Here is a 15,036-nt window from a genome sequence, read left to right as displayed (position 1 = left end):
CCCAGCGAGGGCTAGATGTCTAACGAGGAAAAGTTCCGTCAATACCTGGCGCGTGCCGCGGCCGAGCTGAAGCAGGTCCGCGAGAAGCTTCAGCAGGTCGAGGACGACTCGCACGAGCCGATCGCGATCGTCGGCATGGCCTGCCGCTACCCGGGCGGGGTCACCGACCCGGACGGTTTGTGGAACCTGGTCGCCACCGGTGGGGACGGTATCTCGGCCTTCCCGGAGGACCGTGGCTGGGACCTGGACAACCTCTACGACCCGGACCCCGACCGGTCGGGTACGTCGTACACGCGCGAGGGCGGCTTCCTCTACGAGGCGGCGGACTTCGATCCGGCGTTCTTCGGGATCAGCCCGCGTGAGGCGCTGGCGATGGACCCGCAGCAGCGGCTCCTCCTGGAGACGTCGTGGGAGGCGGTGGAGTCGGCCGGTATCGACCCTGCTTCCCTGCGCGGGTCGCAGACCGGCGTATTCGCCGGACTCATGTACCACGACCACGTCTCCCGGCTCCGTGACGTCCCCAAGGACCTCGAGGGCTTCCTCGGCAACGGCAACGCGGGCAGTGTCACCTCGGGCCGGGTGGCGTACACCATGGGCCTGGAAGGTCCCGCGGTGACGGTGGACACGGCATGCTCCTCCTCACTGGTCGCCCTGCACTGGGCGATCCAGGCGCTGCGGACCGGTCAGTGCAGGTACGCGCTGGCCGGCGGTGTCACGGTGATGGCGACACCGGCGACGTTCATCGAGTTCTCCCGTCAGCGGGGCCTGTCGGAGGACGGCCGGTGCAAGCCGTTCGCGGACGCGGCCGACGGGACGGGATGGTCCGAGGGTGTCGGCATGCTGCTGGTGGAGCGGCTGTCGGACGCACGGCGCAACGGGCACCGGGTGCTCGCCGTGGTGCGGGGTTCGGCCATCAACCAGGACGGTGCGTCCAACGGTCTGACCGCGCCCAACGGCCCCTCACAACAGCGCGTCATCCAGCAGGCGCTCGCCAACGCCCGGCTGACACCGAAGGACGTGGACGCCGTCGAGGCGCACGGCACCGGCACGACGCTGGGCGACCCGATCGAGGCACAGGCCCTGCTCGCCACCTACGGCCAGGACCGCCCCGACGGGCGGCCGCTCTACCTCGGCTCGATCAAGTCGAACATCGGGCACACCCAGGCCGCGGCGGGTGTCGCGGGCATCATCAAGATGGTGCAGGCCATGCGCCACGGCGTCCTGCCCCAGACCCTCCACGTGGACCAGCCCTCCACCCACGTCGACTGGACGGCCGGCGAGGTCGCACTGCTCACCGAGAGCCGCCCCTGGGAGAACGACGGGCGACCCCGCCGCGCGGCCGTCTCCTCCTTCGGCGTGAGCGGTACGAACGCGCATGTCGTCCTGGAGCAGGCGTCGGCTGTGACGGAGCGGCCGGACGGTTCCGAGGCCTCCGGCAGCCCTGAGGTCTCCGGCGCCTCCGATGCCTCCGAGGTCTCCGGAGAGTCGTCGGCCTCGGCGCCGGTCAGGCTGCCCGTGATCCCCTGGGTGGTGTCGGGGAGGACGGCTGCCGCGGTCCGGGACCAGGCCGCCCGTCTGGTCTCACACCTGGAACACCACCCCGACGCCGATCCGCAGGACATCGGCCACGCCCTCGCCACCACCCGCACTCTCTTCGAACACCGCGCCACCGTCACCGGCGAGAACCGCACCGAACTCCTGACCGCCCTGAACGCCCTCGCCACCGGCGAACACCACCCCCACATCACCACCGGCCGACCCACCAAGGGCCCCCTCGCCTTCGTCTTCGCCGGCCAGGGCACCCAACGACCCGGCATGGGCCACGACCTCTACACCGCCTACCCCGCCTTCACCACCGCCTTCGACACCATCGCCACCCACCTCGACCCCCTCACCGGACACTCCCTCCACGACACCGTCTTCACCACCACCGACCACCGCATCGACGAAACCCGCCACACCCAGCCCGCCCTCTTCGCCTTCGAGGTCGCCCTCTACCGCCTCATCGAAAGCTGGGGCATCACCCCCGACTACCTCATCGGCCACTCCATCGGAGAGATCAGCGCCGCCCACATCGCCGGCATCCTCACCCTCGAAGACGCCTGCACCCTGGTCGCCGCACGCGCCCGCCTCATGCAGGCCCAGCCCACCGGCGGCGCCATGGTCGCCCTCCAAGCCACCGAGGACGAGGTCCTGCCCCACCTCACCGACCGCGTCTCCATCGCCGCACTCAACGGACCCCGCTCCACCGTCATCGCCGGCGACGACGACGCCGTCGAACACATCACCCGCCACTTCGAGGACGACGGCCGCAAAACCAAATGGCTCAACGTCTCCCACGCCTTCCACTCACCCCACATGGACGGCATGCTCCAGGAATTCAAAACCACCCTGGACACCCTCACCTACCACCCCGCCACCATCCCCCTCGTCTCCAACCTCACCGGCCAACCCCTGACCACCACCGACGCCGACTACTGGACCCGCCACGTCCGCGAAGCCGTCCGCTTCGCCCACGGCATCCACACCCTCGACACCCTCGGCGTCACCACCTACCTCGACCTCGGCCCCGACGGCACCGCCGCCGCCATGACCACCAACACCCTCCCCGACACCACCCACGCCCACATCATCACCACCCACCGCACAAACCAGCCCCCCACCCACAGCCTCACCCACGCCCTCACCCACCTCATCACCACCGGCACCACCCCCCACTGGCACACCTACTACAACCCCACCCACACCACCCCCCACCCCCTGCCCACCTACGCCTTCCAACACCAGCGCTACTGGCTGCCCGCCACCCAGAACACCACCACCGACCTCACCACCGCCGGACTCACCCCCACCCACCACCCCCTCCTCGCCGCCACCCTCGAACTCCCCGACAACAGCGGACACCTCCTCACCGGACGCCTCTCCCTCACCACCCACCCCTGGCTCGCCCACCACGCCGTCTTCGGCGGAGTCCTGATGCCCGGGACCGGCCTGCTGGACGTGGCACTCGCCGTCGGCCGGGCCGTCGACGCCCCCCGCGTCCGGGAGCTGTCGCTCTCCAGGCCGCTGGCGCTGCGTGCCGGCGCCCCGGTCAGGTTGCACGTCCTTGTCGAGGGACCGGACGAGCACGGCCACCGTTCCCTCGCGGTCTACAGCCAGCCCGAGGACACCGCCGAGCCCGGCGCCTGGACCCTGCACGCGACCGGTGAACTGGCCGGTGCCACCGCGGAGGAGACCGCCGGTGCGCCGGAGCTGCGCACCTGGCCCGTGCAGGACACCCAGCCCGTCGAACTCGACGGGTTCTACGAGCGCCTGGATGCCCAGGGCTTCACCTACGGGCCTGCCTTCCGGGCCCTCCAGGAACTGCGCACGAGCGGACGCGTCGCCTACGGACGCCTCGTCCTGCCCGAACAGGCGGGCACGCCCGACGGATACGGGGTGCACCCGGCTCTGCTCGACAGCGCGCTGCACGTCCTCGCCGGCATCACCACCTCGGATGACACGCCGGACGCGGACACGGTGATCCTTCCGTTCGCGTGGTCAGACGTGGAGCTGTACGCGACCGGCGCCACGGAGCTGCGAGTCCGCATCGAGCTGCCGCAGTCCCAGGACCCGGGCGGTTCTCCGGTGGCGAGCGTCCTGGTGACCGACGCCGAGGGCGAGCCGGTCCTGCGGGCGCGCGCCCTGGAGATGCAGCGCGCGACGGCCGCGCAGCTGCGGGCGGCCCAGGAGTCCGGCGTGGACCACCTGTACCGCCTCGACTTCCAGCAGGTCGTCCTCGACGGCGAGGACCGCCCTTCGCCCGAGGGGCTGCTGGTGCTGGGCCACGGCGGCGCCGTCGGGGACGCCCTCGGAGCAAAGACGTCCGACGGGCTCGCCCCCGACGCCACCCCCCGGCGGATCGTCGTGGACCTGACCGCCGCCCGCCCCGACGCCGGGTTGGACCTCGATGCCCCGGCCGCCGAGCTGGCGCTCGCGGCCACACGGGACGCGCTGTCGCTCGTCCAGCAGGTGCTGACGGAGGAGCGGCTGTCCGGCACCGAGCTCGTCTGGGTGACCCGGGACGCGCTCGCGGTCGGCCCGCAAGACGGTGCTCCCGGCTTCGCCCACGCCGCAGTGTGGGGTCTGGTCCGCACCGCGCGGGCGGAGCACCCCGAGCGTGTCCTGCGTCTGATCGATCTCGGGGGCGAACCATCGGATCCCGCGGTGATCGGTGCCGCGCTCGCCCTGGACGGGGAGCCGGAACTGGCGCTGCGCGCGGACTCCGCGTACGCCCCGCGCCTGGTGCGCGCGCGGGGCTCAGTGAGCGCGGTGACCCCGCCTGCCGGGGATTCCCCCTGGCACCTGACGATCCGTGAAAAGGGCCGGCTCGACACCTTCGCCGCCGTGCCGACGGACCAGTCCACGCCGCTCGGCGCCGGAGAGGTGCGCGTGCGCACCCGGGCCGCCGGTCTGAACTTCCGTGACGTCCTCAACGCCCTGGACATGGTCCACGCGCCGGAGCTGGGACTCGAATTCGCCGGCGAGGTGCTGGAGACGGGCGCGGAGGTGACCCACCTGCGCGTCGGCGACCGGGTCATGGGCCTGTCCGTCGCCACGTTCGGCACCGAGGTCCGCGCGGACGCCCGGGTGGTCGCCCGGATACCCGACGCGCTGGGCTTCGCCGAGGCGGCGACCGTGCCGCTGGCCTTCCTCACCGCCTATTACGCGCTCACCGACCTGGGCGCGCTGCGGCCGGGCGAGAAGGTGCTGGTCCACGCCGCGGCGGGCGGTGTCGGCATGGCGGCCGTGCAGCTCGCCCGGCACTTCGGCGCCGAGGTGTACGGCACGGCGAGCACGGGCAAGTGGCCGGCGCTGCGCGCCCTGGGCCTTGCCGACACCCACATCGCCTCCTCCCGTGACACCGGCTTCGCGGCCGCGTGGCATGGTGCGGGCATCGACGTCGTGCTGAACGCGCTTGCCGGGGAGTTCGTGGACGCCTCCCTGGGGCTGCTGTCCGACGGAGGCCGGTTCCTGGAGATGGGCAAGACCGACGTCCGCGACGCGGACGAGGTCGCCGCAGCCCGCCCTGGGGTCCGCTACCAGGCGTTCGACCTCATCGAGAGCGGACCCGAGCGGATCGCCGAGATGTTCGCCGTGCTCACCGAGCTGCTGGACGGGGGCGCCCTCACGCCGCTCCCGTTCGCGGCGTACGACCTGCTCAACGCCCCCGACGCCTTCCGGTACATGGGGCAGGGCCGGCACACCGGCAAGGTGGTGCTGACCGTCCCCCGGCCGCTGGACCCCGAGGGCGGCGTGCTGGTCACCGGTGGTACCGGTGAGCTCGGCCGGGCCGTCGCGGAGCGGCTGGTGCGCGAGCATGGCGTACGCCATCTGGTCCTGACCTCGCGCCGCGGGCCGGATGCGCCCGGCGCGGCCGACCTGGCCGCCGAGCTGCGTGCGGCGGGTGCCGAGGAAGTCCGGATCGTCGCCTGCGACATGTCCGACCGCGATCAGGTCGCGGGGGTGCTCGCGGACCACGCCGCCGACCGGCCCTGGACGGCCGTCCTGCACCTCGCCGGCGTCATCGACGACGCAATGGTGCGGGGGCAGGACGACACGAGGCTGGCCACCGTGTTCGGTCCCAAGGCGGACGGCGCGACCCATCTGCACGAGCTCACCGCCGAGCTGGACCTCGCCGCGTTCGTCCTGTTCTCCTCCGCCGCGGGCACGCTCGGTTCGCCGGGCCAGAGCAACTACGGCGCGGCCAACGCCTTCCTGGACTCCCTCGCGGCCTACCGGCGCCGGCGGGGCCTGCCCGCGGTGAGCCTCTCGTGGGGCCTGTGGGCGCAGAGCGGCACGGGCATGACCGCCCACCTCGGCGAGGCCGAACTCGCCAGGATGCGCCGCCAGGGTGCCCACGCGCTGAGCGTTCCCGAGGGCCTGGACCTGCTGGACGCGGCTCTGCGCCGCCCCGAGGCGCACCTCGTCCCGGTGAAGTTCGACACGGGCGCGCTCCAGCGCGGCGCCGACGCCGGGCTCCCGGCGCTGTTCCGGGCGCTCGTCCGGCCCAGGGCCAAGCTGCGCGAGGCCGCGCAGCACAGCGGCGGCGGCTCGCTCCGCGACCGGCTGGCCGGCACGCCCGAGGCGGAGCGGCTCACGGTCCTGACCGAGCTGGTACGCCGTGAGGTCGCCCTGGTCATGGGGGTGTCCGGGGCGGACGGTGTCGGCGCGGAGCAGCAGCTGAAGGAGCTGGGCATCGACTCGCTGATGGCGGTGGAGCTACGCAAGCGGCTCTCCGACGAGGCGGGTGGTGCCCAGCTCCCCTCCGACCTGGCATTCAGCCACCCGACCTCGCGGGCAATTTCCGAGTTCCTGCTGGCGGAGGTCTTCGACGACCTGACGGCTCCGGCGGTGCCGGCTGGCGGGGCCGAGCTGCCGGCGCTGTCGCGGGCGGCGGGCGTCTCCCGTTATCCGGCGACCCACGGGCAGCGCCGCCTGTGGTTCATGGAGCACCTGCACCCCGGTTCCCCGCAGTACAACACGGTGTTCCGGCAGCGGGCCGAGCGTCCGCTGGACCAGGAGGTCCTCGGGCGGGCGCTGGCCTGGGTGGTGGACCGGCACGAGTCCCTGCGCACCACCCTGCGCGCAGAGCCCGAAGGCCTGGTCCAGGTAGTGCAGCCGTCCGCCGAGGTCCCGGTGGTCCGGGAGGACCTGTCGCGGGCCGACGAGCGGGCGGTGGAGGAGCGTCTGCGTCGCGAGGAGCTGACTCCGTTCACCGTCGACGGCGGGGGCCTCGTACGGGGACTCCTCCTGGACCTGCCCGACGGCGGGCAGTTGGTCTGCTTCGTCCTGCACCACGCGATCACGGACGGCTGGTCGTCCGGGATCTTCCTGCACGACCTGTACGAGGCGTACCACGCGTTCCGTGACGGCCGGGAGCCCGAGCGCCCCTCGGTGGAGCACCAGCTCGGCGACTACGCGCTGTGGGAGGAGCGCTGGGTGCGTGAGGACCGCTTCGCCCCGGCGTTGGACTTCTTCGGCCGGGAGCTGGCGGACGTGCCGAGGCTGGAGTTTCCGCCCGGTCCGCGGCAGGAGACCGACGGCGCAGAGGGCGACGCGGTGTATTTCGGCGTGCCCGTCGGCCTGCGGGACGAGCTGGAGCAGCTCGCCGCCTCGGTCTCGGTGACCCCGTACACGGTGCTGGTCAGCGCGTTCGCCGTGTTCCTGAGGCGTTACTGCGACCAGGACGACTTCGCCGTCGGCACCGTCTGGGGAAATCGCCGGCTGTCCGGTACGGCGGGCCTGGCCGGTTTCCTGGCGAACACGCTGCCGCTGCGCTGCGACCTGACCGGCGACCCCGCCTTCCGTGAGGTGCTGGAGTCCATGCGCCCGCGGGTACTTGGTGTCCTGGAGCACCAGAGCGTGCCGCTGACCGAGATCGTGCGGACCGCCGCGGGCGAGCGCACCGGCGAGGAGAACCCCTTCTTCCGGGCCGCGTTCAACTACATCAGCGCCTCCGCACCCGCCCTCGGCGAGGGCGAGGATGCCTGGACCCGTCCCGGGACGGGAAGCACCCTCGGCAACGTCCGGGGCGCCGCGAAGTTCGAGCTCGGCCTGACGCTGGTCTCCGACGAGACCGGGCTCCGGGGCGAGCTGGAGTTCCAGTCGCATGTCCTGGACCGTGCCGCGGCCGAGCGGATGGTGGACAATTTCCGGACCCTGCTGGCCTCGGTGGTGAGCGCGCCCGACACCCCGATCGGGTCCCTGGCCCTGCTCGGCGAGGCCGAGCGGAGCTGGCTGGACGAGCGGGCCGGGTCGGTGCCCGCCGAGCCTGTGGACTCGCGGACCGCGCTGGAGCGGGTGCTGGTGCGCGCGGCCGCCGCGCCCGAGGACGTCGCGCTGGTCCACGGCGAGCACACGCTGACCTACCGGGACATGGTGGGGGCGGCGTCGGCGGTCGCCGGGCGCCTGCGCGAGGCGGGTGTCGGACCGGACGTCCTCGTCGGCCTCCACGCCCCGCGTTCCGCCGCCTTCGTGGTGATGGCGCTCGGTGTGTGGATGGCGGGCGGCGCGTACATACCGCTCGACCCCACCTATCCGCGTTCCCGGACGGAGTACGTCGTCGGGGACAGCGGGGCGGCCGTCGTCCTGGACACTCCCCAGGACCCGTTCGAGCCGGCCGGTGAGGGCATCGACGTCCTCACGGTCGACCTCGCCGCTCTGACGGCGCCGGGCGCGGACGCGGCGCTGCCGCCGGTCGCGCTGCCCGCTCCGGCGGACCTCGCCTATGTGATCTACACGTCGGGATCGACCGGCCGCCCGAAGGGCGTGATGCTGGAGCATGCCCAGTTCGCGAACTTCTGCACGGCGATGGACGAGACCGTCGGCGGCGGCAGCGGCGACTGCTGGCTCGCCGTCACCAGCCCGTCCTTCGACATCTCGACGCTCGAACTCCTGTGGACGCTGACCCGCGGCTATCGCGTGGTCGTCGCCGACGGCGGTGTCGCGGAGTGGGGCCGCTACCGGGACCTCTCGCCCACGCACCTGCAGTGCACGCCGTCGCTGGCCCGCATGCTCGTTGCCGACCGCGAGGGCCGTGCCCTGGTGACCGGCCTGCGCCGGCTGCTCGTGGGTGGCGAGGCCCTCGACCGTCCGCTCGCCAAGAAGCTGCTGCGACACTGCACGGGCGAGATCACCAACATGTACGGACCGACCGAGACCACCGTGTGGTCGTCGGCCTGGACCGTGGAGCCGGGCGACATCGCGCTCGGCCGGCCGCTGCACGGCAACCGCCTGTACGTGCTGGACGCCGGCGGGCAGCCCGTGCCGCGCGGTGCCCGGGGTGAGCTGTGGATCGGCGGCCTGGGCGTGGCCCGCGGCTACCTCCACCGTCCCGAGCTCACCGCCGACCGTTTCGTCCCCGATCCGACGGGCCTGCCCGAACAGCGCATGTACCGCACCGGCGACGTCGTGCGCTACCGGCTCGACGGCAGCCTGGAATTCTGCGGGCGCACCGATGCCCAGACCAAGCTGCGCGGCCACCGCATCGAGCTGGGCGAGATCGAGGCCGTGGCGGGCGAGTGCCCCGAGGTCGCTTCCTGCGCGGCCGTCGTCCGCGAGGACACCCCCGGCGACCAGCAGCTCTTCCTGTACTGGGTGCCGGCCGGGGAGTCGGCGGACGAGGGGGCCGTACGCGAGCGGCTGGCCGGACGGCTGCCGTCCTTCATGATTCCCGCGCGGCTGGTCCGCAGGACGGAACTGCCGCACACCCCCAACCAGAAGATCGACCGCAGCGCGCTGCGCGCGTTGCCGCTGTCCGTCGCGGAGCCCGCGGCCGGCCCCGGCCGTGCGGCCGACGGCTCCGGGTCGGTCGAGGACATCGTCGCCGCCGCGTGGCAGTCCGTCCTCGGGCTCACCCGCATCGAGCGCGACAAGGGATTCTTCGATCTCGGCGCGAGCTCGATGTCGGCCCTCAGCGCACACCAGCTGATCTGCGCCGGAATCGGCCGCGAGTTCCCGCTCTCCGCCGTGTTCCGCTACCCGACCGTGCGCCGTCTCGCCGCCCACCTGGGCGGGGAGACGGCGCACGGCACACGCGTCGAGCGGGGCATGCGCCCCTCCTCCGACGAGCCGATCGCGATCGTGGGAATGGCCTGCCGGCTGCCCGGCGCCCCGGACATCGACACGTTCTGGCGCGGGCTGCGGGAGGGCCGGGACTTCATCCGCCGGTTCACCGACGAGGAGCTGCGCGAGGCGGGCGTGCCCGACGCGCTGCTGGCCGACCCCGCGTACGTCAGGGCCAAGGGCTATGTCGAGGACGCCGACCTGTTCGACGCCGGGTTCTTCGGCTACTCGCGGTCCGAGGCCGAGGCCATGGACCCCCAGCACCGGCTCTTCCTGGAATGCGCCTGGGAGGGACTGGAACACGCGGGCATCGTCGCCGACTCCTTCGACGGGGCCATCGCGGTCTTCGGCGGCTCCGGATTCGGCGGGTACCAGCAGGACGACGTGACCGATCTGTCCTCCTTCTACCGGAACATGGTCGGCACGAAAGGTGACTTCCTCGCTCCCCGGGTGGCACACAAGCTGAATCTGCGCGGTCCGGCGCTCAACGTGCAGACCGCCTGCTCGACGGGGCTGGTCGCCACCCACCTGGCCCGGGAGAGCCTGCTGCGCGGCGAGTCCGACGTCGCCCTGGTCGGCGCGTCCTCGTTGTCCGTGCCGCTCAAGAACGGCTACCCGTACCAGGAAGGCATGGTCGTCTCCCCCGACGGCGCGTGCCGGGCCTTCGACGCGGACGGAGCGGGCACCGTGTTCAGCGACGGCGTCGGCGTGGTCGTGCTGCGCCGGCTCTCCGACGCTCTCGCCTCAGGCGACACGGTCTACGCCCTGGTGCGCGGCAGCGCCATCAACAACGACGGCTCCGACAAGGTCGGCTTCACCGCGCCGAGCATCTCGGGCCAGGCACAGGTGATCGCGGCCGCGCAGGCGGCGGCGGGCATCACCCCGGACACCGTGGGTCTCGTCGAGGCGCACGGCACGGGCACGGCCCTGGGTGACCCGATCGAGGTGCAGGCGCTGCAGGAGGTCTTCGCGACCGCCGAGCGGGACGAACCCTGCTCGCTCGGCTCGGTGAAGACGAACATCGGCCACACCGATGCCACAGCGGGCGTCGCCGGTCTGCTCAAGGCGGTGCTGAGCCTGCACCACCGGGAGTTCGTGCCGAGCCTCCACTTCACACGCCCCAACCCCGAGATGGGCCTCGACCCCGAGCTGTTCCGGGTCAGCACGGAGACCGCCCCGTGGGACTCGCGGCGGCCGCGCCGCGCCGGCGTCTCCTCGTTCGGTATCGGCGGCACCAACGCCCATGTCGTCCTCGAAGAGGCGCCCGCGCCCCGCGAGGACGCTCCCACCGCGGCGACGGACACGGAGCTGCCCGTCGTCCTGTCTGCGAAGAACGAGACGGCGCTGCGGGCGCAGGCCGCCCGCTGGGCCTCCTGGCTGGGCACCCACCCCGACGTCGCGCTGCACGACGTCGCGGCCACCGCCGCCCGCCGCCGCACCCACTTCGCCGCCCGCGCCTCGATCACCGCGCGGACGGCGACGGAGGCGGCCGAGGCGCTGACCGCCCTCGCCGAGCACCGCTCCCACCGGAGCCTGGCCGAGGGGACCGCCGCCGAACGCCGCGGGCCGGTCTTCGTCTTCCCCGGGCAGGGCAGCGAGTGGGCCGGGATGGGCCGGGAACTGCTCGAACAGTCCGAGGTGTTCGCCCAGGTCGCGCAGGAGTGCGACGCGGCGTTCGCCCCCTACCTCGGGCGCTCGGTCGTGGAGCTGCTGCGCGAGGCGGACGCCTCGTCCTGGTCGCGCCTGGACGTCGGCCAGCCGCTGACCTTCACGATGTACGTCGCCTTGGCGGCGCTCTGGCGTTCGCTCGGCGTGCAGCCCACGGCCGTCGTCGGACACTCGCAGGGCGAGGTGGCGGCCGCGGTCGTCGCCGGGGCCCTGACCCTGGAGGAGGGCGCGCGCATCACGATGGTCCGCAGCACCGCACTGCAGGACCGGGCCGGAACGGGCCGTATGGCCGTGGTGGACCTGCCGCTGGAGGAGGTCCTGGACCGGATCGCCCCGTATGAGGGCACGATCTCGGTCGCCGCGGTCAATACCCCCCGCTCGGTGGCGCTGTCCGGCGACGCGCAGGCCGTCGACGAGCTGCTGAACCTTCTCGACGACGAGGACGTCCCGTGCGGCCGGCTGGACGCCCCGGTGGCCTCGCACAGCCACTACATGGACGCCGTCGTCCCCACCCTCGCGGCGGAACTGGCGACGCTGCGGCCGCGCGCGGGCGAGGTGCCGTTCTACTCGACCGTCACCGGCGCCCCGCTGCCGGGCGAGGATCTTGGCGCGGCCTACTGGTGCCGCAACCTGCGCGAGCCGGTCCGGCTCGACCTCGCCCAGGAACGGCTTCTCGCCGACGGCGTCGATGTGTTCCTCGAGGTCAGCCCGCACCCGGTGCTGCTGATGCCGCTCACGGACGGCGCCCTGCTCCTGGGCGACGACCGGGCCGTGGTCGTGTCCACCCTGTACAACGGACGGGGCGGCCTGAGCGAGGTGCTGCGCACCGCGGGACTGCTGCACGTGCACGGCGTCCCCGTCGACTGGGACCGGTGCCTGGGCGCCGGCGCGGTCGCCGCGCTGCCCGGGTACGCGTTCCAGCGGCAGCGGTACTGGGCCGAGCAGGCGAAGACTCCCGCCCCGGCCGCCGCCACGCCCGCTGACGCCTTCTGGAAGGCGGTCAGCGACGGCGGCGTCGACGGGGTCGCGGCTCTGCTGGGCGCTCCGGAGCGGCTGCGGTCAGGGATCGAGGAGCTGCTGCCGCTGCTCACCGCGTGGCAGGACAGGCAGCGCCTCGACGCCACGGTCGCCTCCTGGCTGTACGACGAGGTCTGGCGGCCGTCCGAGCCGGCTGGGACGGGTCCCGCCCCGGACGGCGACTGGGCCCTGATCGGCGGCGGGGGCGAGGACGGCCCGGCCGCCGAGCTCGACCGCGCGCTCCGGGCCTCGGGCGCCACCGTGCACAGGCTCGACGTGGGCCCGGACCGCGACGGCCTGGCGACCGCCCTGGCCGCGCTGCCGCCCTCACTCCGGGGGATCGTGACCTTCGAGGGCGCCGACGACCGGCTCGACGAGGCGGGGGTCCCGGACGGCTTCCGTCACGTCCTGGCCCTGGTGCAGGCCCTCGGCGACAGCGGGCGGACCGTACCGGTCTGGGCGGTGACCCGCGGGGCGGTCAGCGTCGACGGTGCGGAGGCCCTGACCGGGCCCTTGGGGTCCCTCGTCGCCGGCCTCGGCCGCGTCGTCGCCCTGGAAGCGCCGGCCCTGTGGGGCGGCGTCGTCGACCTGCCCGCACAGCCGCATGACGGCTGGGCCGCCCAGTTCGTCCGGGCCGTCGGCGCCGCCGACCACGAGGACCAGATCGCGCTGCGCCCGCGAGGCCGGTTCGTACGGCGCATGGTGCGGACCGCGCCGCGGCCGGGTCCGCAGACCTGGTCGACCACGGGCACGGCGCTGATCACCGGCGGCACGGGCGGTCTTGGCCTCCAGCTGGCCCGCTGGCTGGTGGACCGCGGGACCGGGCACCTGGTGCTGGCGTCCCGCAGCGCCCGGGAGACCCCCGAAGTGACGGCGCTGCGGGAGGAACTGACCCCGAAGGGCGTCACCGTCACCCTGGCCGCCTGCGACGTCGCCGATCTCCGTCAGGTCCGGGAACTGATCGCCCGCAGCGACACGGCCGATGCCCCGCTGCGCACGGTCGCCCACCTCGCGGGCGTCAACCGCAACGCGCCCCTCGGCGCGGTCACGGCCGGGCAGATGGGCGCGGGACTGGCCGCCAAGGTCCGTGGCGCCTGGAACCTGCACGAGGTGCTCGGCGGCCGCGCGCTGGACGCGTTCGTGCTGTATGGCAGTGGCGCCAGCCTCTGGGGCGGCGGCCACCAGGCCGTGTACGGCGCGGCCAACTCCGGACTGGACGCGCTCGCCCGCCACCGCCGGGAGCGGGGCCAGGCCGCCACGGTCGTCCACTGGGGCGGCTGGGCGGGCGCCGGCATGCTGACCGCCGAGGACGAGAGGCAGGTCGAGGCACGCGGTCTGCTCTCCATGGAGCCCGCGCACGCCCTGCACGCGCTGGGGACCGCGCTCGACGCCGGTCTGACGGCCCTCGGCGTGGCCGACATCGACTGGACACGCTTCGCACCCACCTACAGCGCGTCCCGGCCCCGTCCGCTGATCGAGGAGATCCCCGAGGCGCGGGCGGCGCTGTCCACCGCCCTGGCGGCCGACCCGCGGGCGGGCGACCGGCTACGGGGCGAACTCGCCCGGCTGGGCGAACAGGCACGGCTGCACACGATCGTCGAGCTGATCAGGGCCGAGGCGGCGGAGGTGCTGGGGCTGGTACCCGAGAAGGTGAACGTGGACCAGCCGCTCCAGCAGCTCGGCTTCGACTCCCTGATGGCCGTCACGGTGCGTGGCACCCTCGCCCGCGCCACGGGACTCGCGCTCACAACGGACGTCTTCGTCCGGTACACCACCTGCGAGGATCTCGGCCGGTACCTGCTCGGTGAACTGTTCCACAAGCCGGCCATCGGACCGCGGCCGGACAAGTCCGCGGGCACCCCGTGGCTGCGGCTGCTGAAGCCCGCCGTGCGGCCGCACGCCCGGGTCGTGGCCATGCCCGGCATGGGAGGCACCTCGGGCGGATACGTTCCGCTGATCCGCAGCCTGCCCGAGGGGGTCGAACTCCTCGCCGTCCAGTTGCCCGGCCGGGAGGCGCGCACCGACGAGCCGCCCATGACGGACATGATGGTCATGGCCGACGAGGTCGCGGCGGCACTGGCCGGGTACGCCGACGTCCCGCTGGTCCTCTACGGCCACAGCCAGGGATCCTGGCTGGCGTGGGAGGTCGCCCACCGGCTGGGTGACCGGCCCGACACTCCGCCGCTCTCCCTCGTTGTGGCCTGCGCCCAGACCCCGTACGCGGAGGTCACCGAAACCGTCCGCAGGATCGGGGAGAGCGCGACGGCCTGGGACGGCACGTCCACGGCGCACCTGGCCCAGACGTTCGAGGGTCTGCTGCCCCGTCAGATCCTGGAGAACGAGGAGCTGCTCGCCGAGTATGTCGTGCGGCTGCGGGCCGACACCGAGCTGGGCGAGAACCACCAGGCGGCACTGAAGGGCCTGCGCCGGGAGGGGCTGGACGTGCCGGTCGTCGCGATCGCGGCCACCGACGACCCGGCGGTCTCCCCGGAGGCCATGGACGACTGGCGCGTGCTGACACGCGGCTCGTTCGTGCGCCGGAGCATCGAGGGCACGCACGCCGCGCCGCTCGAGCAGCCAGGCGTGATGGCGGCCGAGCTGATCGCGGCGATCCCGGGGGGCGGCCACTGACCCCTCGTACCACCAGGAGGTGAGGGGCCCGGCGGCCCCTCACCTCCGACGTCCCTTCACGGCCCAGGCCGAAGTCGAGTCCCGCGCGGAGCCGAGTCCACTCGGTGTCAAGTT

Annotated in this window: 1 protein-coding gene; it reads left to right on the top strand. The window is 73.3% G+C overall.

Annotation, left to right across the window (positions count from 1 at the left end; all coding sequences use genetic code 11):
- Positions 1–45 precede the first annotated feature (45 nt).
- The gene (locus OG841_RS48410) at positions 46–14,922 is read left to right on the top strand and encodes an amino acid adenylation domain-containing protein (protein ID WP_371571424.1); all 14,877 of its coding nucleotides are present in this window, start codon (positions 46–48) and stop codon (positions 14,920–14,922) included.
- Positions 14,923–15,036: the final 114 nt, after the last annotated feature.

This window comes from Streptomyces canus (assembly GCF_041435015.1).
Lineage (GTDB): Bacteria > Actinomycetota > Actinomycetes > Streptomycetales > Streptomycetaceae > Streptomyces > Streptomyces canus_G.
This window is presented reverse-complemented; position numbering and strand designations above follow the sequence as displayed.